The sequence below is a fragment of the Consotaella salsifontis genome, from assembly GCF_900167365.1.
GTDB lineage: Bacteria > Pseudomonadota > Alphaproteobacteria > Rhizobiales > Rhizobiaceae > Consotaella > Consotaella salsifontis.
This window is the reverse complement of record NZ_FUXL01000004.1, coordinates 307,729-330,726: the sequence shown is the minus strand read 5'-3', so window position 1 is coordinate 330,726 and position 22,998 is coordinate 307,729. Positions and strand designations below refer to the sequence as shown.

Here is a 22,998-nt window from a genome sequence, read left to right as displayed (position 1 = left end):
GATCATCATGCGACCGGCGATCCCGCCGCTGCGACGCGGTCGTGATGGTGGCACGCGGCGAGCCTCGCGGGACTGACTTCATCCAAGGGCGGCACCACAGTGCGACACACCTCTGTCGCAAAGCTGCAGCGCGGGTTGAAGGGGCAGCCCGGCGGGATCGCGGCAAGGCTTGGGGGCGTGCCGTCGATGGACAGGAGCATCGTGCGTTCCGCACCGCTGCGAGGAACCGAGCCCAGGAGCCCGCGCGTGTAGGCATGTCGCGGCTTTGCGAACACGCTCGCGACCTCTCCGGTCTCGACGATGCGTCCGGCATACATCACCGCCATGCGGTCGCAGGTGGCTGCGACCACGCCAAGGTCGTGGGTGACGAACACCACGGACATGCCGAGCTCGCGCTTGAGTTCGAGAATGAGCTTCAGGATCTGGTCCTGGATGGTGACGTCGAGCGCCGTGGTCGGCTCGTCGGCGAGCAAAAGCTTCGGGTTGCTCGCGAGGCTGATGGCAATCATCGCCCGCTGCCGCATGCCGCCCGAGAACTGGTGCGGATAATCCGACAGACGGCGCCGTGCCTCGGGAATGCCGACGAGGTCCATCAGTTCAAGGGCACGTTTCGTGCGGCCGGCCCGATCGAGTGGGGTATGCGCCTTGAGGTTTTCCTCGATCTGGAGGCCAACCGGGAGAACCGGGTTGAGAGCGGTCATCGGCTCCTGAAAGATCATGGCGATCTCGGCGCCACGGATGCGCCGCAGCTCGCGCTCAGGCATGGTGACAAGATCGCGCCCCTGCCAGAGCACCGAGCCGCCCACCACGCCAGGGGCGTGGATCAGCCGCATGATCGAGCGAAGGGTCACGCTCTTGCCCGAGCCCGATTCGCCCACGAGGCCGAGCACCTCTCCGGGGAACACGTCGAAGCCGACATTGTCGACGGCCGTCACCCGGCCGGCCGATGTGACGAAGGTCGTCGTGAGATCGCGGACAGAAAGCGCCGGCGTCAGTGCCTGAGACGGGAGGGCGCTCATTTGCGCGTCCTCAAGAGTTCGGCGAGGCCGTCGCCGAGAAGCGAGAAACCAAGTCCGGTGATGACGATGGCAACGCCGGGGAAAACGGATATCCACCAGGCGGTGTTCATGAAGTTCTTGCCGTCCGCGATCTGCACACCCCATTCCGAGGCAGGCGGCTGCGCGCCAAGACCCAGATAACCAAGGCTCGAACCCAGAAGGATGGCAAGCGCCATGTCGGTCATCCAGTAGACGATGGCCGGCGTGATCGAGTTGGGTAGGAGGTGCCGAAAGATGATGCGCAGGGGGCGGTAGCCCATGACCCGGCCGGCGTCGGCATAGTCGAGGCGCTTCTGCACCTTGACCTCCGCCGCGACGAGCCGGGCATAGAACACCCAGCCCACGACGCCGACGGCAATGTACATGTTGGTGAGGCCAGGGCCGAGAACGGCCACGATGGCGATCACCAGCACCAGGAAGGGAAAGGTGATGACCGCGTCGACGACGCGCCCGAACACCGCTTCCACCCAGCCGCCGGCATAGCCCACGAGGGCGCCGACGATGACACCCACGGTAAAGGCGGGGACGGTGGCGAAGACCGCGATCTGGAGATCGAGCCCGTAGGCGTGGATGACGCGCGAAAGCACGTCGCGCCCGAAGCTGTCCGAGCCCAGGAGATGGGCCGCGCTCGGCGGCGCAAGAAGCGCATTGTAGTCGAAGGCGGTCGGATCGTAAGGCGCGATCAGCTGCGGAAACAGCGCCAGCAACAGGCTGACCAGCAGGATGATTGCCCCGGCGATGAGGGTCGAGGGCAGGCGCAGAAGGCGGGCGCGCCGCCGCCGAGGCGTGGTGGTCGCGGTGGGGGCGGCGACAGTCATCGCGCCACCCGCGGATCGAGCCATGCCTGCACGATATCGGTGAGGAGGAAGGTCAGCGACACCAGCACGGCAAGGGCGAGAGTAAGGCCCTGCACCATGGGATAATCACGGCCGTAGATGGAATCGATCATCAGGCGCCCCGCACCGGGAACGGCGAACACGGTTTCGGTGATCACGGCGCCGCCCAGGAGCGTGCCGACCGAGAGGCCGAACAGCGTGACCGTGGAGATCAACGCGTTGCGCAGGACGTGCCGGATCAGGATGAGCCGCGATTTCAGCCCCTTGGCGCGCGCGAAATCGACATATTCTGCCCCGAGCACTCCGATGATCGCGGATCGCAGATTTCGCATCAGGACGGCGGCAAGACTGAGCGCGAGGGTAAGGGCCGGCAGGAACAGGTGGTAAACCCGATCGGGGAAGGTTTCGCCATAGCCGCCGACGGGGAACCAATGGAGCCCGGCGGCGAGGACCGTCAGCAGGACGAGGCCGAGGTAGAAAACCGGCATGGAGAGCCCGACCTGGAACACGCCCCGGATGACGGTGTCGACGACCCCGTCCTGCCTCAGAGCGGCGAGAAAGGCCAGCGGCACGGCAAAGAGCAATGCGATGACTGCCGCCATGGTGGTGAGAAGGATGGTGACGGGAAGGCGCTGCGCGACGATGTCGATCACCGGCGCCTTCAGCGACAGCGAATTGCCGAGGTCGCCCGTTGCGACCTGTTTCAGGAAATACAGGAACTGCACCGGCAAGGGCTGATCGAGCCCCAATTCGTGGTTGATCCGCTGGACGTCGGCATCGAGCGCCCGGTCGCCGATCAGCGCGCTCGCGGGGTCTCCGGGAAGCAGCCGCACCAGCACGAAGACGACGACCAGGATGAAGACGAGCGTCGGGATCAGCTGAAGAATGCGGCGAAAGATATAGGGCAGCAGCGACAAGGGATGAAATGCTCCGCGGCAGAGGCCGGAGGGAAACCCGTGGCCGGTTCGGCCACGGGCGGATGCGAGTTTACTTGCTCATCCAGGTCGAGCGGAAGATGTTGTTGCCGAGCGGGATCTGCACGAAGTCGTGGACCTTCTTGGAAAGCGCCACCGGGTAGGGCGTTTCGTAGAGCGGCACGATCGGACCGGTGCTGTTGAAGATCTCCTGGATGCGGGCGTATTCCTCTCGCCGCTTCTCCGGATCCGTCTCCGACTGCGACTGCTCGAACAGCTTGTTGACCTCGTCGTTCTTCCAGCTGGTGTGAATGGCATCGATGGTGGGCGAATAGGCAAAGTACGAGGTGATCTCGTTGGGGTCGGCGATGTCATCGGTCCAGGCGGCGAGGCGCATCTGGAAGGTGCCTGCGCGGTACTGCTCGGTGCGGCTGGCGTTGTCCACCTGTTGGATGTTGAGCTTGACGCCCAGCGCCTGCCACATCTGCTGCAGGGCTGTCGCGATCCCGACCTCGTCCTGGTTGCCGGCAAGCGTCAGGAGCGTGAGTTCGGAGCCGGCGGGGACCCCGGACTCGCTCATCAGCTGCTTGGCCTTGGCGATGTCATAAGGGTAGAGCGGCGTGTCGCCGGCGTGGAGCGGCGTCGCCTTCGACATGAACGAGGTCATCTCGGTCCCGACCCCGTGGGTCACGATCTGGATGATGGCCCGCTTGTTGGTGGCGTAGTTGAGCGCCTGGCGGAATTTCTCGTTGCTCAGCGGATTGTCCTTGCCGTTGAGCTGCGGCCGGACGTTGAGCGTGACGTACTCGACGCGGGTCGAGGGGAACAGCTCCATGTTGATATTGTCGTCGTTCTTGAGTTCGCTCACCCGGGCATAGGGAATGAACTCGGCGCCCTGCAACTCGCCCGACTGGAGCTTGAGAATGCGGGTGGCATCATCGGGGATGACCTGGAAGTCGATGCCGTCGAGATAGGGCAAAGGCTGCCCATCCTCGCCCTTGTCCCAGTAATAGGGGTTCTTGGCGAGCTTCATGTCCGCGCCCTTCTGCCAGGACTGGAGCATGAAGGGGCCGGAGCTGACTGGGTGCTCGGCAAAGGCCTTGGCCTTTTCGGCATCGGTTGCGCCCGCAGCCGCCTCGAACAGCTTTTTCGGCATGATGCCGGTGTTGAACACCGTCAGCGCCGAGAGGATCGCCGGATCGGTCTTCTTCAGTTTGATCACGACCGTCTTGTCGCCCTCGGTCTCCACATGGTCGATGGACTGGACCAGAAACTGCCAGATCCCGTTGTCGGGCTTGGCCGCTCGCTCGAGCGACCATTTCACGTCGTCGACCGTAATCGGCGAGCCATCGGAGAACTTGATGCCGTCGCGCAGGGTGAGGGTGACGGAAAGCCCGTCCTCGGAAACCTTCCAGTCGGTCGCAAGACCGGGGCGCAGCCCCTGGCCGTCGTCGGTCGGCAAGATCAGCGTATCGTAGAGGTTGGACAGGACCCAGATGTCGACATTGCCATCGTTGAGCACGGGTTCGAGGAACAGGCTGTCGGCATAGCGGCCATAGGCGAGGGTGCCGCCACGATCGACTGCGAGCGCAGACTGGCTGACGCCGAACAGAAGAGTAACCGCCAGGGCGGCTGTGATCACAGTCTTCATGGTCGCTGTTCCCTGTCAAGGTGTTCTAATAGACCGTAACGTTCCACGCGATTTTCGGTCTGTCAACGGCCATTTTCGCGATTATCGGCGGCAATGTTCTTGCTTCATAGAACGGCTTGTGGCCTGAGCGACGAGTGTGCTAGCACCATGGTACAAATCGGGTTTGGTTGATGGACTTCCGCATAGACCGGGATCTACAGGTCCCCATCCGTCTGCAGCTCAAGGGTGTCATCGAGTACGGCATCGCCTGTGGCGAGCTGCTGGTGGGCGACCCATTGCCCTCCGTCCGCGACCTCGCCGAGCAGGCGGGCGTCGCGCCGATGACGGTGAGTCTCGTTTATCGCGATCTCAAGAGCGATGGGCTGATCGAGACCCGGCCCGGCGCCGGCACCTATGTCGCCGACAGTTCCCAGGCGCGCATGGCCGCCCGTCCCTCCGTGGTTGCGCTGCACAGGCAGATCGATGGCCTGATAGACCAGGCGCTCAAGATGGGCATCCGTTCCGCCGATGTGAGCGCGCTGTTCAATGCCCGGCTCAACTACCGGCTGAGCCTAGGGCGGCGCTTCAGCGTGGTGATGGTGGGGATGTTTCCCGAGGCGACCACCAGCTACGCCCGCTTCATCGCCGCGCGCCTGGGTAGTGGAGCGACCGTGGAGCCGGTCACGCTCGACGACATCCAGCGGAGCCGGGATCTCCGCGACCGGACGAGCTCCGCCGATCTCGCGCTGACTTTCGCCAATCGGCACCGGGAGGTTTCGGCGCTTTTGCCCGCCACCAAGGTGGTCTCGATCCGCTTCATTCCGTCCGAGGCGACGCGGCTCGCGCTCGCTTCGCTCGATCCGATGTCGAGTATCGTGGTGGTGTCGCTGTTTCCCGATTTTCTGCCCATTCTCAAGTCCGGTGTTCAGCGCTTTGCGGCTCACGTGCAGACCGTCGCCGCCACAAACCTGGATGACCCGGCGCTTGCCGACATGCTGAAGCAGGCAAGCGTGGTCGTCTATTCGACAGGCGCGGACCGCGTCATGGACCGGGCGCCCGAAGGGCTGACCTTCATCGAGTACCGCCATACCCCCGATCCCGGCGACATTGAACGCCTTGTCATGCCCCTGATCGTGCAATCGACCGGCCACCAGCCCGACGTGCAAAAGGAAGCATCATGAAAATCGCCGAAATGAACTGGAGTCAGGTCGAGGCCTACCTCAAGCGTGACGACCGGGCCGTCCTGCCGCTCGGCAGCACGGAGCAGCATGCGGGGCTCTCGCTCTCCGTCGATTCCATCCTTTCCGAAAAGGTGGCGCTCGACGCGGCCGAGCCCCTGGGCGTTCCGGTCTTTCCCGTCCTGGCTTATGGCATCACGCCGTATTTCCTCGATTATCCGGGGTCCATCAGCCTCCGGAACGCGACCTACATCGCCATCATCCGCGACATCCTCGACGGGATGGCGCGCCAGGGGTTCAAGCGCATCCTGATCTGCAACGGCCATGGCGGCAACAATCCGGCCGGTAGCCTCGCCATCGAATGGATGGCCGACAATCCCGGCGTGCAGGTGAAATTCCACAACTGGTGGAATGCGCCCAAGACCTTCGCAAAGGTGCAGGAGATCGACAGTGTCGCCTCGCACGCCTCCTGGATGGAGAACTTCGCCTGGACGCGCCTGCCCGGCGTGACGCAGCCGACGCAGCGCAAGCCCATGATCGACCTTGCCTATATGCGCGTGCTCGACCCCGCCGGCGTGCGGAAATATCTCGGGGACGGAAATTTCGGCGGCCATTACGAGCGACCCGATACGGACATGCAGGCCATCTGGGACGTCGCCGTCGCCGAAACGCGCGCGCTGCTCGAGGAGGGCTGGGCGTGAGGGCGCCGATCCTGATCTGGGGCGCTGGCGCCATTGGCGGTTCGCTCGGCGCGGGGCTGATCCGGGCCGGTCACGAGGTCGTCTTCGTCGACAACGTTCCCGAGCATGTCGCGGCCATCAACGAGCGTGGCCTCAAGATCGTCGGCCCGATCTTCGAGGACGTCGTCCGCGCCCCCGCGTTTCTTTCCGATGAGGTTGAGGGCAGCTTCGAGCGCGCGTTCCTGTGCGTCAAGGCGCTTCATACCGAAGCGGCGGCCAGCGCTCTTGCCCCGCATCTTTCGGCGCAGGGCTGCGTGATCTCCGCGCAGAACGGCCTCAACGAACTGGTGATCGAGAAGATCGTCGGGCGTGAGCGAACAGTCGGCTGTTTCGTCAATTTCGGCGCCGACTACCTGGAGCCGGGCGTGGTCCAGTATTCCGGGCGCGGCGCCGTCGTTGTCGGCGAACTCGACGGGCAAGAAACCGACCGCGTCATCGAACTCCATCGCCTGCTACAGGACTTCGAGCCCAATGCCGTGCTGACCGCCAACATCTGGGGGTATCTGTGGGGCAAGCTGATCTATGGCGCGCAGCTCTTTGCGACGGCGCTGACCAATGACGGCATCGCCGACTGCATGGCCAACCCCGCGTTCCGGCCGGCGCTGACGGCGCTCGGGCAGGAGGTGGGGGCGGTCGCCAAGGCCAACGGGGTTACGACCGAAGCCTTCAACGGCTTCGATCCCGCCGCCTTCGCGCCCGGCGCGCCGCAATCGCTGATCGACAAGAGCTTCGATGACATGGTGGCGTTCAACCGCCGCTCGGCCAAGTCCCATTCGGGGATCTGGCGCGATCTCGCGATCCGCAAGCGCCGGACGGAGGCCGAGCACCAGCTTGGGCCCATCGTCGAAACCGGGCGGCGCCTGGGCGTGCCCACGCCGCTGACGAGCCGGCTGATCGGCATGATCATCGAGATGGAAAACGGGCAGCGCTCGTTTTCGGCCGACAACCTGCTCGCGCTCGGCCGCGCATCCTGACCGGCGAAGAGGGCACAGTGGATATCGCGTTTTCGGGAAAAGCCGTCCTGGTGACAGGCGCGGCCCATGGCTTCGGCCGCGCCATAGCGCTTGCCTTCGCCGCCAACGGGGCAAAGGTCTTCGCCTGCGACGTCAATGCGGAAGGGCTCGCCGAGACCGAGCGGCTTTCGGACGGGGCGGTTTCGGTCTTCACCCTGGACGTCGGTGATTGCGCGGCGGTGCGGGCGGCCATCGAAAGGACCGGGCCCATCGACATCCTGGTCAACAATGCGGGCGGCGTGCGCGGACAGGTTGGCCGGCCCATCGAGGACATCTCCGAGAGCGACTGGCAGGCGATTTTTGACGTGAACGTCTCTGGTGCCTTCTTCATGTCCCAGGCCGTCGTGCCCGGCATGAAGGCAAAGGGCGCGGGCCGGATCATCAACATTTCGTCCGGCGCGGGCCTCGGCATCAGCCTCACCGGCATCCAGGCCTATGCCAGCGCCAAGGCCGCGCAGATCGGCCTCACGCGTCAGCTCGCGCATGAGCTCGGCCCGTTCGGGATCACCGTCAACAACGTCGCGCCCGGCTTCGTGCGTTCCAACCCGACCACCGAGCGCCAATGGCACGCGATGGGCGAAGAGGGGCAGCAGAAGCTGATCCAGAACATCGCGATGAAGCGGCTGGGATCTGCTGACGATATCGCCAATGCCGTGATGTTCTTTGCCTCCGAACAGGCGGGCTGGATTTCCGGGCAGGTTCTCAGTGTGGATGGCGGCAAGTGACGGCAACGGTCGAAGCCCATCTCGCGGCCCATGCCGCCGAAAGCCTCCGCGAACTCGAGGCCTTCTGCGCCATTGCCAGCGTCTCCACTGATCCCGCCTACAAGGCCGGCATCAGGGAGGCGGCGGAATTCGTCGCCGATGCGTTGCGCCGCTCCGGCCTACCGACTGTCGAGCTCATCGAAACCGCCGGTCATCCTGGCGTCTTCGCCCAGGGCCCCGAAATCGCCGGCGCCCCGACAGTGCTGGTCTATGGCCATTACGACGTGCAGCCGCCCGATCCGCTCGACAAGTGGCAGACCCCGCCTTTCGAGCCGACCGTCCGCGAAGACCGGCTTTATGCGCGCGGCGTCTCCGACGACAAGGGCCCGCTGCTGATCCCGATCCTGGTGGCTCGCGCCTACCGGGACTGCCGAAAGGACCTGCCGGTCAACCTGAAATTCCTGATCGAGGGCGAAGAGGAAACCGGCAGCCCGCACTTTGAGAGCATGGTCGCCGCCAATGCCGAACGGTTCGGCTGCGATCTGGTGATCTCGGCCGATGGCGCCATGTGGCGGCCGGATCTGCCTTCGGTGACGGTCGCGGGCCGCGGGCTGGTGGCGCTCGACGTGATTCTTCATGGCGCCGCCAAGGACCTCCATTCCGGCCGGCATGGCGGCAGCGCCCCCAATGCCGTGCGCGCTCTTATCGGAATGCTCGCCACCCTCCACGACGACGACGGCAATGTGCTGGTGGAAGGGTTCGCCGATGATGCTCTTCCACCCGACCCGGCCGTCGTCAAGGCTATCCAAGGCCTCGGCTTCGATACAGGGCGGTATTTCGAGGAGATCGGCGCTCCGGCTCCCGAGCCGATGCCCGGCGGCGAGGACCTGCTGACCCGGCAATGGCTGATCCCGACGCTCGAGCTCAACGGCGTAACCGGCGGCTATAGCGGTCACGGTACGAAGACCGTCATTCCCGCCACGGCGTCGGCCAAGATCACCTGCCGGCTGGTTCGTGGGCAGGACCCCGACCGCGTGTTCGATTCCATTGTGGCGCATCTCGAACGCGTCAAGCCGAGCGGCTATCGCCTCGATTTCGTCGACCACCGGCCGGGCACGTCCGCCTTCTCCATCGATCCAGACCTGCCGGCCCTCGCAATCGTCCAGGACGTGTTGCAGGATCTTTTGGGCGCGCGGCCGATCCGCGTCGCCATGGGCGCCACCATCCCCATCGGCTCGGTGTTCGAAAAACACCTCGAGGTCGGGACGGTGTTCTTCTCGTTTTCCACCTCGGACGAGGACTACCACGCCCCCAACGAGTTCCTGCGGCTCAGCAATTTCCGGCTGGGCATGACCGCCTGGGTTCGGCTTTTGGAACGCTTGGGCGGCCGGTGACGGGCGTGGCTACGGCTCTTCACGAGGCGAGCATGTTTCCGGAGCTTGTTCGCGCCTGACGATGTGCCGTCAGATGTCGTAGTCGTCGATCAATGGGTCGGGATGCGCGAAGCGGACCAGGCGGTCGCGCTCGTTGATCTCGATTTGGGCGCCGCGCACCGCGACGCCATGCTGCTTCAACGTCGCCAAGGCGCGTGAAAGGTTTTCCGGCGTCATCCCCAGGAGAGCGGCGAGGGTGCGCTTCTCGACATCGATCTCCACCTTGCCGCCGGCGCCACGCTCCTTTTCCTGACGCAACAGCCAGTTGGCCAGCCGCTCCGCGCCCGTTCGCAGCTTCTGATTCTTGAGATCCTTGACGACCGTGCGATAGCCGGTCGCCAGCTCCGCCACGATCGCCGACATGAAGGCCGGGTCCCGTTCCATGGCCTGACGCACGCTGACCGCCGGGATCATCAGGATCTGCGAGGGCTCCAGCGTGCGGGCCGACTGCAGATTGACCTGATCCTTCAAGACGGCGGCCAGAATGAAGGCGCCGATCGGGTGAACGAGGCTGATCGTCGTCTCCCGGCCGTTTCCCGCCGCGAACATCTCCACCGCGCCCTCGATCACCACGTGAAGGAAATCCGCAGGCTCGCTCTCTCGAATGAGCGTCAGGCCGCGCGGGAAGCGCTGCAGGAAGCTCGCCCTGAGGAGAGTCTCGAACGTTTCATCCGCGACGTCGCGGAACAAGCGCAGAGCACGAACCCTGTCGATGTCTTCTTGGCGCATGGCGGAAGCCCCCGTTCAGGAGATCGATTGATTTCGCATGGACGATTGATAATTGTCAATCATGCAAAACAAATCCTCATTAGCTAAGAAAATACAATTTCAATCCCATGGATAAACTATATGACCGCTTGGATTATTTCTACGCCATAGAGAAGATACTTTGATCGATATCAAAGAGCATTGCTGGACGCGCGGCGATCCTTTGCGTGTGCCTTGGGGGTAAGGCGTGAACGCTGAGAGGACAGGATGGACCAGCGAGCAGGGATCAGTCGTGGGGAGCAGAATCGGGCGCTGGCCTACAGCACCATCTCCTTCACCGCATGTTTTGCCGTTTGGACGATCTTCTCCATCATCGGCGTGCGCATCAAGCAGCAGCTCGGCCTCAGCGAGACGGAGTTCGGTCTCCTCGTCGCAACCCCGGTCCTGACCGGCTCGGTCAGCCGCATCTTGCTCGGCGTCTGGACCGAGCAGTTTGGCGGTCGCCGCATCTTCTCGATCCAGATGCTGCTGACGGCGGTCGCCTGCTTCCTGCTTTCCAAGGCCGAGACCTATGAGATGTTCCTGCTGGCCGCCCTCGGCGTCGGCCTCGCCGGAGGCTCGTTCATCGTCGGCGTCGCCTATGTGTCGCGCTGGTTCGAGAAGGAGCGGCAGGGCACGGCGCTCGGCATCTTCGGCGCCGGCAATGTCGGCGCGGCCGTCACCAATTTCGGCGCGCCCTTCCTGGTCCTCGCCTTCGGTTGGCAGGAGACAGCCCGCATCTATGCCGCCGTCCTGGCCATCGTCGCCGTCGCTTTTTTTCTGCTGACCAAGGAAGACCCGGCGCAGATGGCGCGCCGCAAGAGCGGCAGCAAGGCTGCCTCCGCGCTCAACCAGCTGGAGCCGCTGAAGCATCTTCAGGTGTGGCGCTTCGCCACCTATTACTTCTTCGTCTTCGGCGCCTTCGTCGCGCTCGCCAGCTGGCTACCGCGCTACTATGTCGGCGCCTACGATCTGCCGCTCGCCACCGCCGGCATGCTAGCGGCGACCTATGCCCTGCCGGCCTCCGTCTTCCGCGCCCTCGGCGGCTGGATGTCGGACCGCTGGGGCGCGCGGGCGATCATGTATCTCACCTTCCTCGTGTCGCTCGTCTGCCTCTTCGTGCTGAGCTATCCCGAGACGAGCTACGTCGTCTCCGGCATCAAGGGGCCGATCGCCTTTTCGTTCGGCGTCAGCCTGCCGGTCTTCGTCATGCTGACGGTGGTCCTCGGCTTCGTCATGTCGCTCGGCAAGGCCGCGGTCTACAAGCACATCCCGGTCTACTATCCCGAGCATGTCGGTTCGGTCGGCGGCCTCGTCGGCATGATCGGCGGTCTCGGCGGCTTCGTCCTGCCCATCGCTTTCGGCGCGCTCAACGACATCACCGGCGTGTGGACCAGCTGCTTCATGCTGATGTTCCTCATCGTCGCCGTGTCGACCATGTGGATGCATGTCGCCATCCGGCGCATGGAGGCCCGCAAGTACCCGGCGCTGATGGGCGAACGGTTCCTCAGCGACGTGCCGGATCGCCCGTTCCCGGCGCCAGCCCCCGCCGATGAGTCGAGCGCATCCGCCGCTCCGGCGGGTCGTATCGCACCGGCCGAATAGCTGCTTCGCTTCTCTCTTCTTCTCCGATCCAGGACACGAAAGATGTCTTCTCACCTCATCCAAGATTGGCGTCCGGAAGAGCCTGCCTTCTGGCGGCAGACCGGCCGCCGCACGGCCAGCCGCAATCTGTGGATCTCCATTCCCGCGCTGCTGCTCTCCTTCGCCATCTGGCAGGTCTGGTCGGTGGTCGTCGCCAAGTTGCCGCTGGTCGGCTTCCAGTACACCACCGGCCAGCTCTTCTGGCTGGCGGCGCTGCCGGGCCTTTCCGGCGCAACGCTCCGCATCTTCTATTCCTTTATGGTGCCGATCTTCGGCGGCCGCCTGTGGTCGACCCTGACCACGGCCTCGCTGCTCGTGCCGGCCGTCGGCATTGGCTTTGCCGTGCAGGACCCGACGACGCCCTATGGGGTGATGGCGGTTCTCGCCCTGCTCTGCGGCTTCGGCGGCGGCAACTTCGCCTCCTCCATGGCCAACATCTCGTTCTTCTATCCCAAGCGCGAGAAGGGCAATGCCCTCGCGCTCAATGCCGGGCTCGGCAATCTCGGCGTCTCGGTCGTCCAGTTCGTGGTGCCCTTCGTCATCACCATGGGCGTCTTCGGGGCGATCGCGGGCGACCCCGAGACGGCGACGATCGCGGGCGCCACCACGACATTGTGGATTCAGAACGCCGGCTTCGTCTGGGTGCCGTTCCTGGTGGTGGCGACGCTCGCCTGCTGGTTCGGCATGGACGACATCGCCTCGGCCAAGGCCTCCTTCGCCGAGCAGTCGGTGATCTTCAAGCGCAAGCACAACTGGGCCATGTGCTGGCTCTACACCGGCACCTTCGGCTCCTTCATCGGCTATTCGGCGGGCTTCCCGCTGCTGATGAAGACCCAGTTCCCGATGGTCGACGCGCTCGCCTTCGCCTTTCTCGGGCCGCTCGTCGGCGCATTGTCGCGCTCCTTGACCGGCTGGTGCTCGGACCGCTGGGGCGGCGGGCGCGTCACCTTCTGGACCTTCATCGCCATGATCCTCGCCGTCGGCGGCGTCCTGTTCTTCCTGTCGATCAAGGAGCAGCCGGGGGCGTTCTGGGGCTTCTTCGCCATGTTCATGGTGCTGTTCTTCGCCACCGGCGTCGGCAACGCCTCCACCTTCCAGATGATCCCGGCGATCATGCGCAAGGACATGGACCGGCTGATGCCCAAGGCCGACGCGGCGACGCGCCTGCGCCAGGCGGAGAAGGAGTCGGCGGCGATCATCGGCTTTACTTCGGCCATCGCCGCCTACGGCGCCTTCTTCATCCCCAAGAGCTACGGCACGTCGATCGCCTTCACCGGCGGCCCCGAGGCGGCCCTGTGGTGCTTCATGGCCTTCTACGTGACCTGCGTTGTGCTGACCTTCGCGCTCTACACCCGCAAGGGCGGCCACCTCTACGACATCGAACACGCGGACCGCGCCATCGCCGCGACCCCCGCCGAATAATCAGCCCGCAAGGAAGCAATCATGTCCCAATTTCTCGACCGGCTGACCTTCTTCCGCAAGACGGTGGAGCCCTTCTCCGATGGGCACGGCATCGTCACCAGCGAGGATCGTTCCTGGGAGGACGGCTACCGCAAGCGCTGGCAGCACGACAAGATCGTCCGCTCCACCCATGGCGTGAACTGCACCGGCTCGTGCTCGTGGAAGATCTACGTCAAGGGCGGCATCGTGACTTGGGAGACGCAGCAGACCGACTATCCGCGCACGCGGCCGGACCTGCCCAACCATGAGCCGCGCGGCTGCGCGCGCGGCGCTTCCTACAGCTGGTACCTCTATTCCGGCGCGCGGGTGAAATACCCGATGGTGCGCGGCCGGCTCCTGAAGCTGTGGCGCGAGGCGCGGGCGAAGCTGTCGCCGGTCGCTGCCTGGGCCTCGATCGTCGAGGATGCGGACAAGCGCCACGCCTATACCTCGATCCGAGGCCATGGCGGCCTGGTGCGCTCGACCTGGGACGAGGTCAACGAGATCATCGCCAGCGCCAATGCCTACACCGCTAAGAAGCATGGTCCCGACCGCATCATCGGCTTCTCGCCGATCCCGGCCATGTCGATGGTGTCCTACGCCGCCGGCTCACGCTATCTCAGCCTTCTCGGCGGCACTTGCATGTCGTTCTACGACTGGTATTGCGATCTGCCGCCGGCGAGCCCCCAGACCTGGGGCGAACAGACCGACGTGCCGGAATCGGCCGATTGGTACAATGCCGGCTTCCTACTCGTCTGGGGCTCCAACGTGCCGCAGACGCGCACGCCCGACGCCCACTTCTACACCGAGGTCCGCTACAAGGGCACCAAGAGCGCCGTCGTCAGCCCGGACTATGCCGAGGCGACCAAGTTCGCCGACATCTGGCTGAACCCGAAGCAGGGCACGGATGCGGCGCTGGCGCTCGCCATGGGCCACGTCATCCTGCGCGAATACCATCTCGACCGGCAGGTCGGCTATTTCGGCGATTATGCCCGCCGCTACACCGACATGCCGTTCCTGGTCCGTCTCGCCGAGAAGGGCGGCCGCTTGGTGCCCGAGCGGCTGCTGCGGGCCTCGGAGCTCGCCGGCGGTCTCGGCGAGGCCAACAATCCCGAGTGGAAGACCGTCGCCATCGACGAGGCGTCGGGCGAACCCGTCGCGCCGCGCGGCGCCATCGGCTACCGCTGGGGCGAGGAAGCCAAGTGGAACCTCGAGGAGAAGGACGGCGAGGGCCGCGACATCCGCCTGAAGCTGTCGCTGGCGGGGGAGGGCGCGGAGTTCGCGCCGGTCGATTTCCCCTATTTCGGCGGCCGGGCGAGCGAGCACTTTACCGCCACCGAACATGACGAGATCCTGACCCGCAACCTGCCGGTCAGGACCATCGAGACGGCGACCGGCGAGCGCGTGAAGGTCGCCACCGTTTATGATCTCACCATGGCCAATTACGGCCTCGACCGCGGCTTCGGCGGCGGCAACGTCGCCGTGAACTACGACGACGACGTGCCGTTCACCCCGGCCTGGGCCGAGCGCGTCACCGGCGTCAAGCGCGACGCCATCGTCACCGTGGCGCGCGAATTCGCCACCAATGCGGAGAAGACCGACGGCCGTTCCATGGTGATCCTCGGCGCCGGCCTGAACCACTGGTACCACATGGACATGAGCTACCGGGGGATCATCAATCTCCTGGTGTTCTGCGGCTGCATCGGCCAGTCGGGCGGCGGCTGGTCGCACTATGTCGGCCAGGAGAAGCTGCGGCCCCAGACCGGCTGGCTGCCGCTGGCTTTCGCCCTCGATTGGGCGCGCCCGCCGCGCCAGCAGAATTCGACGTCCTTCTTCTATGCCCACACCGACCAGTGGCGCTACGAGACGCTGACGGCCGCCGAGATCGTCTCGCCGACCGCGCCGGACGGCGAGTGGAACGACAGCTTCATCGACTACAACGTCCGCGCCGAGCGCATGGGCTGGCTGCCGTCTGCCCCGCAGCTCAAGCAGAACCCATTGACCATCGCGGCCAACGCCAAGGCGGCGGGTCTGGAGCCGAAGGACTACGTCGCCAAGGCGCTGAAATCGGGCGATCTGGAGCTGTCCTGCCACGATCCGGACGATCCGGCCAACTGGCCACGCAACATGTTCGTCTGGCGGTCCAACCTCCTTGGCTCGTCGGGCAAGGGGCACGAGTATTTCCTGCGCCATCTCCTCGGCACCAAGCACGGGGTGCAGCGCGAGGACCTTGGCGCCGAGGGCGCCGTGCGTTCCAAGGAAGTCGTCTGGCACGACAAAGCGCCGGAAGGAAAGCTCGACCTCCTGGTGACGCTCGACTTCCGCATGTCGACCACCTGCGTCTATTCCGACATCGTCCTTCCCACCGCCACCTGGTACGAGAAGAACGACCTCAACACCTCCGACATGCATCCCTTCATCCATCCGCTGTCGGCGGCGGTGGACCCGGCATGGGAGGCGCGCTCGGACTGGGACATCTACAAGGGGCTGGCGAAGACTTTCTCCGAGGTTGCGCCCGAGGTGCTGGGCGTCGAGGAGGACGTGGTCCTCACACCGATCCAGCACGACTCGCCCGGCGAGATGGCGCAGGCCTTCGACGTCGCGGATTGGAAGCGCGGCGAGGTAGAGCCGATCCCCGGCAAGACCATGCCCACCGTCTCCGTCGTCAGCCGCGACTATCCCAATCTCTATGCCCGCTTCACCGCCCTCGGTCCGCTGATGGAAAAGGTCGGCAATGGCGGCAAGGGCATCGCCTGGAAGACCGGCCACGAGGTCGAGGGCCTCGGCCGTCTCAACGGCGTCCACGCAACGGGCGCGGCCAAGGGCCTGCCGAAGATCGAGACCGATATCGACGCGGCCGAGGTGATCCTCTCGCTCGCGCCGGAAACCAACGGCGAGGTCGCGGTCAAGGCCTGGGAGGCGCTGTCCAAGGTGACGGGCCGCGACCACACCCATCTCGCCTTGCCGAAGGAGGACGAGAAGATCCGCTATCGCGACATCCAGGCCCAGCCGAGGAAGATCATCTCCTCGCCGACCTGGTCGGGCATCGAGAGCGAAAAGGTCTGCTACAACGCCGGCTACACCAACGTCCATGAGCTGATCCCGTGGCGCACGCTGACCGGACGCCAGCAGCTCTACCAGGATCATCTGTGGATGCGCGCCTTCGGCGAGGGCCTCGTGACCTGGAAGCCGCCGGTCGATTTGAAGGCGGTGCGCGGCATCTCCGGTATGAAGCCGAACGGCAACAAGGAGATCGCCCTCAACTTCATCACCCCGCACCAGAAGTGGGGCATCCACTCCACCTATTCCGACAACCTTTTGATGCTGACGCTCAATCGCGGCGGCCCGGTTGTGTGGATTTCCGAGGATGACGCCAAGTCCGCCGGCATCGTCGACAACGACTGGGTCGAGGTGTTCAACGCCAACGGCGCCCTGACGGCGCGGGCGGTGGTCTCCCAACGCGTCAAGTCGGGCATGATGATGATGTATCACGCCCAGGAGAAGATCGTGAACACGCCGGGATCTGAGATCACCGGCAACCGCGGCGGCATCCATAACTCGGTGACGCGCATCGTTCTCAAACCCACCCACATGATCGGCGGCTACGCCCAGCTCGCCTACGGCTTCAACTACTACGGCACCGTGGGCGCCAACCGCGACGAGTTCATCGTCGTGCGCAAGATGGCGAAGGTCGATTGGCTCGAAGATCCCTTGACGGCCGAAGCGCCGATGGAGGCCGCAGAATGAAGATCCGTGCCCAGATCGCGATGGTCCTGAACCTCGACAAGTGCATCGGCTGCCACACCTGCTCGGTGACTTGCAAGAACGTCTGGACCAACCGCGAAGGCGTCGAATACGCCTGGTTCAACAACGTCGAGACCAAGCCCGGCGTCGGCTATCCCCGCGAGTGGGAGAACCAGGAAAAGTGGAAGGGCGGGTGGACCCGCAAGGCCAACGGCAAGATCGAGCCGAGGATCGGCGCCAAGTGGCGGGTCCTGGCCAACATCTTCGCCAATCCCGACCTGCCAGAGATCGACGACTACTACGAGCCCTTCACCTTCGACTACGAGCACCTTTCCACCGCCAAGGAATCCAGGGCATTCCCGACCGCGCGCCCGCGCTCGGCCATCACCGGCCAGCGCATGGAGAAGATCGAGTGGGGGCCGAACTGGGAGGAAATCCTCGGCGGCGAGTTCTCCAAGCGCTCGGCCGACGCCAATTTCGAGGGTGTTCAGAAGGAGATCTACGGCGAGTTCGAAAACACCTTCATGATGTACCTGCCGCGCCTGTGCGAACACTGCCTCAATCCGGCGTGCGCGGCCTCCTGCCCCTCCGGCGCCATCTACAAGCGCGAGGAGGACGGCATCGTCCTCATCGATCAGGACAAGTGCCGCGGCTGGCGCATGTGCGTCTCCGGCTGCCCCTACAAGAAGATCTACTACAACTGGTCCTCGGGCAAATCCGAGAAGTGCATCTTCTGCTATCCGCGCATCGAGGCCGGCCAGCCCACCGTGTGCTCGGAAACCTGCGTCGGGCGCATCCGCTATCTCGGCGTCGTGCTCTATGATGCCGACGGCATCGAGGCGGCGGCCAGCGCGCCGGACGAGAAGACCCTCTACGAGGAGCAGCTGAAGCTGTTTCTCGACCCGAACGATCCGGCCGTGATCGCCCAGGCGCGCGCCGACGGCGTGCCCGACGCCTGGATCGAGGCGGCCAAGCACTCGCCGGTCTGGAAGATGGCGATGGAGTGGAAGATCGCCTTCCCGCTCCATCCCGAATATCGCACCTTGCCGATGGTCTGGTACGTGCCGCCGCTCTCGCCGATCCAGTCGGCGGCGGCGGCCGGCAAGATGGGCGTCGATGGCGACATGCCGGACGTGCGCTCGCTCCGCATCCCGCTGAAATACCTCGCCAACCTTTTGACGGCCGGCGATGAGGAGCCGGTGGCCCTGGCGCTGGAGCGCATGCTCGCCATGCGCGGCTACATGCGGGCGAAGTCGGTCGACGGCCGCATCGACGAGGCGCTGGCGACCCGCGTCGGCCTCACCGGCGCGGAGATCGAGGAGATGTACCGCGTCATGGCCATCGCCAACTACGAAGACCGCTTCGTTATTCCCACCGCCCATCGCGAATGGAGCGAGGACAGCCAGGACCTGCGCGGCTCCTGCGGCTTCTCCTTCGGCAATGGCTGCTCGGGTGGCGACAGCGAACTCAACCTGTTCGGCACCAAGAAGCCGAAGAAGGCCACCAATCCGATGGAGATCGCCTGATGACCGCCGCTCCCGCTTTGACCTTCAAGGCCCTATCGGCGCTCCTCGCCTATCCGTCCGAGGAGCTTCAGGCGGCGACCGTCGAAATCGCCTCGCTCATCGCCTCCGAGGGCCTGGTCGCGCCGGATTGCCGCCACCAGTTGCAGCGGCTGCTGAACGAGATCGAGGAGGGCGATCTTTTTGCCCTTCAGGAGGCCTATGTCGATCTCTTCGACAAGACGCGGCGCCTGTCGCTGCATCTCTTCGAGCACATCCACGGCGAAAGCCGTGATCGCGGCCAGGCGATGGTGGACCTTGCCGCTCACTATGAGCGCGCCGGGCTGATCCTGACGGCCAACGAACTGCCGGACTATCTGCCGCTGTTCCTGGAGTTCCTGTCGACGCGCCCGCTCGACGAGGCGCGGGCGCTTCTCGGCGAGACGGCCGGAATCCTGATGCTGCTCGATGAGCGGCTGGCCAAGCGCGGCTCGCCCTATGCGGCCGTCATGTCGGCGCTCGTCGCCCTCGCGGACCGCCCGGCGGAAGCCGAGCCAGAGGCCGAGACGGAGGGCGCGGCGGACGATCTCGCCGCGCTCGATGCCGCCTGGGAAGAAAGCGCCGTCACCTTCGGTCCCGGCGACGCCCTGGACGGCTGTTCCGTCGACCGGCTGCGCACTCGCATGCGCGCCGCGCGCCGTGCCGTCGCCCAACCCGCCGCCTGAGGAGAAGCCCCATGTCCTCCGCCATCAACAGCGCCCTTTTCGGCTGGTATCCGTATCTCTGCCTCACCGTCTTCCTGCTCGGCAGCCTCATCCGCTTCGACCGCGAGCCGTACACCTGGAAGACCGGTTCCTCCCAGCTTTTGCGCAAGCGCCAGCTGCGCTGGGGCTCCAACCTCTTCCATGTCGGCATCCTGATCATCTTCGTCGGCCACTTCTTTGGGCTGCTGACGCCCGTCTGGCTGCTCGACGCTCTCTATATCTCCCATGGCTTCAAGCAGGTCCTGGCGATGGTGGTCGGCGGCCTTGCCGGCGTCGCCTGCTTCATCGGCATCAGCCTGCTCGCCCACCGGCGCCTGTTCGACCCGCGTATCCGCGCGACGTCGAGCTTCGGCGACACCGCCATCCTGCTTCTGCTCTGGCTCCAGCTCACCCTCGGCCTGTCGACGATCTTCGTCTCCGCTCAGCACCTCGACGGCCATGAGATGGTGAAGTTCATGTCGTGGGCACAGGGCATCCTGACGCTGCAGCCGGCCGCAGCCGGGTTCGTCGCCGACGTTAGCCCCATCTTCAAGGCGCATCTCCTGCTTGGAATGACGATCTTCCTCGTTTTCCCCTTCACCCGCCTCGTCCATGTGTGGAGCGCTCCGGTCTGGTATCTCGGCCGTCCCGGCTATCAGGTGGTGCGCACGCGCCGGAGCCTGAAGCCGGCCGGCCGCGAGGTCATTGCCGCGCGCCGGCCGCGCCGCGACGCGATGACGATCCGTCCCACTCATCAGCCCGCGGAGTAGAGCCCCATGGCCACGCTCGTCGTCGATCATTCCGCCAAGGCCGATGGCGCCAGCCATCGCCATGAGCACCGCCCCGCTCCCGTCAGCACAGAGCCCTCGCGCGAACGCGTGGCGATGCCGTCCGTCACGGTCAATGGCGTCGCGATCTCGCGCCGCGCCATCGCCGCCGAGGTCCAGAACTTCCCGGCGAAGAACCCGGGGGAGGGGTGGCTGGCGGCGACGCGCGCCCTGGTGATTCGCGAGTTGCTTCTCCAGGAAGCCCGCCGTCTTGCCTTGACGCCGGCGCCCGAGCTCGACGCCGACGGTCGGCGCGAGACGGAGGAGGATGCGCTGATCCGCACCCTCATGGAGCGCGAGGTTCGCGTGCCCCATGCCGACGAGGCGACACTGCGCCGATTCTACGACATCAACGCCCGCCGCTTCACGGCGGCGCCGCTCTGGGAGGTCGACCACATCCTGATCGCCGCGCGCCGCGACGATCCGGCCGCCTTTGATAGCGCCCGGCAAAAGGCCGAGGAGCTGGCTGAGCTTCTTGGCCGAGACCCGGATCGCTTCGCGTCCCTGGCCCGCGAATTCTCGCAATGCCCCTCGGGCGCGCTCGGCGGCAGCCTCGGGCAGATCACGCCCGGCGAGACAACGCCAGAGTTCGAGGCGGCGCTGACCGCGTTGAAGCCCGGAGAAATCTCCGCCCCGGTGGAAACGCGCTACGGCGTTCATCTCATCCGGCTGGTGCGCGCCGTCGAGCCGCGCCAACTGCCCTTTGAGGCGGTGCGCGAGCGGATTGCGGCCTATCTCGACGATCATGTTCGAAGGCAGGCGAGCGCGCAGTTCATCTCGATCCTGATCGGTCAGGCCGACATAAGGGGCATCGCGATGGACGGGGCGCGGTCTCCCTTGGTGCAATAGGAGGAAGGCCGATGCTCGGAAATCTGATTGCCGCCCTGGAGCGGCCCGAAGTCGCGCTCGGCCTGCTCCCCGCCCTGGACGAGGCGCTTCGCGCGCGCCTCCTCGCTGTGGCCGGCCCCGATGAGGACGATCGCGCGCGGATGATTTGCTCCTCCGTTCATGGCTTTGTCGAAGCCGCTTCCGACGACGAATGGATGCAGCTCGTCGGCATCATGAACCGCTCGGACGAGCCGGGGCTGGCCGCCTTGCGCGCCATCCTCCACCACGCTCTGCCAAAGGCGCCTCAAGAATAGACGGTGCCGGTTCGCGCGTCCGGACTGATACGCCTTCAGCAATGCAGACAACCTTCATGATCCGCGAGGCCGTCCCTGCGACCCTTTGCGGGGGGGCGGAAAGGTTGTGAGGCGGTTTTCCGTACCGGCAAAGTCGTCTATGAGGGCCGGGATTTTTTCGGCTTCCTGGGCAGGGCTCCGGCTCATCTGGTCGAACAACAGAACAAGCGACGATGACGCTCGTCCCCGATCCGTTCCCTCGGGGGTCGATGGAGGAATGGCGTGAACATCTTCAGGACGAAAAGCCTTGATACCGCGATGGCGGCCAGCCGCTCGCAGCAGGGGCTGAAGCGGGTCCTTGGGCCCCTGGATTTGGTGCTGATGGGCATCGGCGCCATCATCGGCACCGGCATCTTCGTCCTCACCGGCACGGGCGCGCTGACCGCCGGCCCGGCGCTCACCGTCTCCTTCGTCATCGCCGCCATCGCCTGCGGCTTCGCGGCCCTGTGCTACGCCGAGTTCGCCTCGACAGTGCCGATCGCCGGATCGATCTATTCCTACACCTATGTCACGCTCGGCGAGTTCGTTGCCTGGATGATCGGCTGGGACCTGCTGCTCGAATACGGACTGGCGACCTCGGCGGTTTCCGTCGGCTGGTCGGGCTATTTCCAATCGCTCATCGCCGGCTTCGGCATTCATCTGCCCATCGCCCTGTCGGCGGCGCCGGGGGCGATCCCCGGTCAGGTGACGCTGATCAACCTGCCGGCGCTCCTGATCATGCTCTTCCTGACGACGATGCTGTCGCTGGGCGTGCGCGAATCGACCCGGCTCAACAACGTCATGGTGGCGATCAAGGTCGCCATCGTGATCCTGTTCATCGTCGTCGGCGCCCGGCATGTGGAGCCGGCGAACTGGCGACCCTTCGCGCCCTTCGGCGCCGGTGGCGTTCTCAGCGCGGCGGCGCTCGTGTTCTTCGCCTTCATCGGCTTCGACGCGGTGACGTCAGCGGCCGAGGAGGTGAAGCGGCCGGAGCGCGATCTTCCCATCGGCATCATCGGCTCGCTCGCCGTCTGCACCATCCTCTACGTCATCGTCGCGGCGATCATGACGGGCATCGTGCCCTACCGCGAGTTCCTGGGCATCGACCACCCGGTCTCGCTCGCCCTGCAATACGCCAACGAGAACTGGGTGGCGGGCTTCGTCGATCTCGGCGCCATCCTCGGCATGACCACGGTCATCCTGGTGATGACCTACGGACAGACGCGGGTGATCTTCGCCATGTCCCGCGACCGGCTTCTGCCCGAGAGGCTGTCGAGGATCCATCCGAAGCACAACACGCCCTTCTTTGCGACGTGGATGGTGGGCCTCGTTTTCGGAGCGATCGCCGCGATCGTGCCGCTCAACGTTCTTGCCGAACTCATCAACATCGGCACTCTGGCGGCGTTTTCCCTGATCTCCATCGCGGTGATCGTCCTGCGCCGCAAGCGGCCCGATCTGCCGCGCGCGTTCCGCTGCCCGCTCGTGCCGGTGGTGCCGGCCCTGTCGGTGCTCCTCTGTCTTTGCCTGATGGCCTATCTTCAGCCGGTGACGTGGGTCGCCTTCGTGATCTGGCTGGCGATCGGCTGCCTGGTCTATTTCACCTATTCGCGCCACCGCTCGCTCCTGAACACGGTGGCGGATGAGAACGGCGAAGCCGCGCCGGCGGCCTCGCAGGTCTAAAAACT

The 22,998-nt window shown here is 65.2% G+C and carries 17 protein-coding genes and 1 pseudogene; 13 read left to right on the top strand and 5 right to left on the bottom strand.

All coding sequences use genetic code 11. From position 1 onward, the window contains the following. Positions 1–5: 5 nt before the first annotated feature. The 4 genes from B5D38_RS07720 to B5D38_RS07705 all read right to left on the bottom strand — a co-directional run bounded on the left by B5D38_RS07720 (position 6) and on the right by B5D38_RS07705 (position 4,459). Complete coding sequence (locus tag B5D38_RS07720; RefSeq protein WP_078707816.1) at positions 6–1,019, bottom strand: ABC transporter ATP-binding protein; 1,014 nt, start codon at positions 1,017–1,019, stop codon at positions 6–8. Continuing rightward, complete coding sequence (locus B5D38_RS07715; protein WP_078707815.1) at positions 1,016–1,876, bottom strand: ABC transporter permease; 861 nt, start codon at positions 1,874–1,876, stop codon at positions 1,016–1,018. The genes B5D38_RS07720 and B5D38_RS07715 overlap by 4 nt, the downstream gene beginning before the upstream one ends. After that, positions 1,873–2,811 carry an ABC transporter permease gene (locus B5D38_RS07710; protein ID WP_078707814.1) on the bottom strand — a complete coding sequence of 313 codons (939 nt, stop codon included), beginning with the start codon at positions 2,809–2,811 and terminating at the stop codon, positions 1,873–1,875. Before B5D38_RS07710 ends, B5D38_RS07715 begins: the two co-directional genes overlap by 4 nt. Positions 2,812–2,881: 70 nt before the next feature. Next, positions 2,882–4,459, bottom strand: coding sequence for an ABC transporter substrate-binding protein (locus B5D38_RS07705; protein ID WP_078707813.1), 1,578 nt, complete (start codon positions 4,457–4,459; stop codon positions 2,882–2,884). 170 nt (positions 4,460–4,629) lie between these two features. Between B5D38_RS07705 and B5D38_RS07700 the strand changes: the two genes are divergently transcribed. Genes B5D38_RS07700 through B5D38_RS07685 form a run of 5 tightly spaced genes read left to right on the top strand, consistent with a single transcriptional unit; the run spans position 4,630 to position 9,467 of the window. Further along, entirely contained in the window at positions 4,630–5,619 is a 990-nt protein-coding gene (locus B5D38_RS07700; protein WP_078707812.1) for a GntR family transcriptional regulator, read from the top strand. Beyond that, a complete protein-coding gene (locus B5D38_RS22365; RefSeq protein WP_207552910.1) occupies positions 5,616–6,317 on the top strand; it encodes a creatininase family protein in 702 nt (233 codons plus the stop codon). The genes B5D38_RS07700 and B5D38_RS22365 overlap by 4 nt, the downstream gene beginning before the upstream one ends. Further along, a complete protein-coding gene (locus tag B5D38_RS07695) occupies positions 6,314–7,330 on the top strand; it encodes a ketopantoate reductase family protein (protein ID WP_207552909.1) in 1,017 nt (338 codons plus the stop codon). Before B5D38_RS22365 ends, B5D38_RS07695 begins: the two co-directional genes overlap by 4 nt. 17 nt (positions 7,331–7,347) lie before the next feature. Beyond that, positions 7,348–8,094 (top strand): SDR family NAD(P)-dependent oxidoreductase, encoded by a 747-nt coding sequence (locus tag B5D38_RS07690; RefSeq protein ID WP_078707810.1) that lies wholly within the window; start codon positions 7,348–7,350, stop codon positions 8,092–8,094. Then, a complete protein-coding gene (locus B5D38_RS07685; protein WP_078707809.1) occupies positions 8,091–9,467 on the top strand; it encodes a dipeptidase in 1,377 nt (458 codons plus the stop codon). Before B5D38_RS07690 ends, B5D38_RS07685 begins: the two co-directional genes overlap by 4 nt. 69 nt (positions 9,468–9,536) lie before the next feature. Here B5D38_RS07685 and B5D38_RS07680 read toward each other — a convergent pair whose 3' ends face one another. Further along, positions 9,537–10,235, bottom strand: coding sequence for a helix-turn-helix domain-containing protein (locus B5D38_RS07680; RefSeq protein ID WP_078707808.1), 699 nt, complete (start codon positions 10,233–10,235; stop codon positions 9,537–9,539). A gap of 246 nt (positions 10,236–10,481) precedes the next feature. Here B5D38_RS07680 and B5D38_RS22730 point away from each other — a divergent pair. From B5D38_RS22730 to bcaP, 8 genes and pseudogenes are all read left to right on the top strand, one after another. Further along, a pseudogene (locus B5D38_RS22730) lies at positions 10,482–13,319 on the top strand (nitrate/nitrite transporter). Positions 13,320–13,340: 21 nt separating this feature from the next. After that, complete coding sequence (locus tag B5D38_RS07665; RefSeq protein ID WP_078707805.1) at positions 13,341–17,084, top strand: nitrate reductase subunit alpha; 3,744 nt, start codon at positions 13,341–13,343, stop codon at positions 17,082–17,084. After that, positions 17,081–18,607, top strand: a complete 1,527-nt coding sequence (gene narH / locus B5D38_RS07660) for a nitrate reductase subunit beta (RefSeq protein WP_078707804.1) — start codon at positions 17,081–17,083, stop codon at positions 18,605–18,607. The genes B5D38_RS07665 and narH overlap by 4 nt, the downstream gene beginning before the upstream one ends. After that, on the top strand, positions 18,607–19,308 hold the full coding sequence (narJ, locus tag B5D38_RS07655; RefSeq protein ID WP_078707803.1) for a nitrate reductase molybdenum cofactor assembly chaperone: 702 nt from the start codon (positions 18,607–18,609) through the stop codon (positions 19,306–19,308). Before narH ends, narJ begins: the two co-directional genes overlap by 1 nt. Before the next feature lie 11 nt (positions 19,309–19,319). Beyond that, positions 19,320–20,096: a respiratory nitrate reductase subunit gamma gene (gene narI / locus B5D38_RS07650; protein ID WP_078707802.1), complete on the top strand. Its 777-nt coding sequence runs from the start codon at positions 19,320–19,322 to the stop codon at positions 20,094–20,096. A gap of 6 nt (positions 20,097–20,102) precedes the next feature. Continuing rightward, positions 20,103–21,002: a peptidylprolyl isomerase gene (locus B5D38_RS07645; protein WP_078707801.1), complete on the top strand. Its 900-nt coding sequence runs from the start codon at positions 20,103–20,105 to the stop codon at positions 21,000–21,002. Positions 21,003–21,013: 11 nt separating this feature from the next. Next, positions 21,014–21,295, top strand: a complete 282-nt coding sequence (locus B5D38_RS07640) for a hypothetical protein (protein WP_078707800.1) — start codon at positions 21,014–21,016, stop codon at positions 21,293–21,295. A gap of 261 nt (positions 21,296–21,556) precedes the next feature. Continuing rightward, positions 21,557–22,993, top strand: a complete 1,437-nt coding sequence (gene bcaP, locus B5D38_RS07635; RefSeq protein ID WP_078707799.1) for a branched-chain amino acid transporter BcaP — start codon at positions 21,557–21,559, stop codon at positions 22,991–22,993. Positions 22,994–22,998 lie beyond the last annotated feature (5 nt).

Coding starts and splice junctions, on each gene's coding strand:
- B5D38_RS07720 (WP_078707816.1), bottom strand. CDS start 1,019: ATGAGCGCCCTCCCGTCTCAGGCACTGACGCCGGCGCTTTCTGTCCGC.
- B5D38_RS07715 (WP_078707815.1), bottom strand. CDS start 1,876: ATGACTGTCGCCGCCCCCACCGCGACCACCACGCCTCGGCGGCGGCGC.
- B5D38_RS07705 (WP_078707813.1), bottom strand. CDS start 4,459: ATGAAGACTGTGATCACAGCCGCCCTGGCGGTTACTCTTCTGTTCGGC.
- B5D38_RS07700 (WP_078707812.1), top strand. CDS start 4,630: ATGGACTTCCGCATAGACCGGGATCTACAGGTCCCCATCCGTCTGCAG.
- B5D38_RS22365 (WP_207552910.1), top strand. CDS start 5,616: ATGAAAATCGCCGAAATGAACTGGAGTCAGGTCGAGGCCTACCTCAAG.
- B5D38_RS07680 (WP_078707808.1), bottom strand. CDS start 10,235: ATGCGCCAAGAAGACATCGACAGGGTTCGTGCTCTGCGCTTGTTCCGC.
- B5D38_RS07665 (WP_078707805.1), top strand. CDS start 13,341: ATGTCCCAATTTCTCGACCGGCTGACCTTCTTCCGCAAGACGGTGGAG.
- narH (WP_078707804.1), top strand. CDS start 17,081: ATGAAGATCCGTGCCCAGATCGCGATGGTCCTGAACCTCGACAAGTGC.
- narJ (WP_078707803.1), top strand. CDS start 18,607: ATGACCGCCGCTCCCGCTTTGACCTTCAAGGCCCTATCGGCGCTCCTC.
- narI (WP_078707802.1), top strand. CDS start 19,320: ATGTCCTCCGCCATCAACAGCGCCCTTTTCGGCTGGTATCCGTATCTC.
- B5D38_RS07645 (WP_078707801.1), top strand. CDS start 20,103: ATGGCCACGCTCGTCGTCGATCATTCCGCCAAGGCCGATGGCGCCAGC.
- B5D38_RS07640 (WP_078707800.1), top strand. CDS start 21,014: ATGCTCGGAAATCTGATTGCCGCCCTGGAGCGGCCCGAAGTCGCGCTC.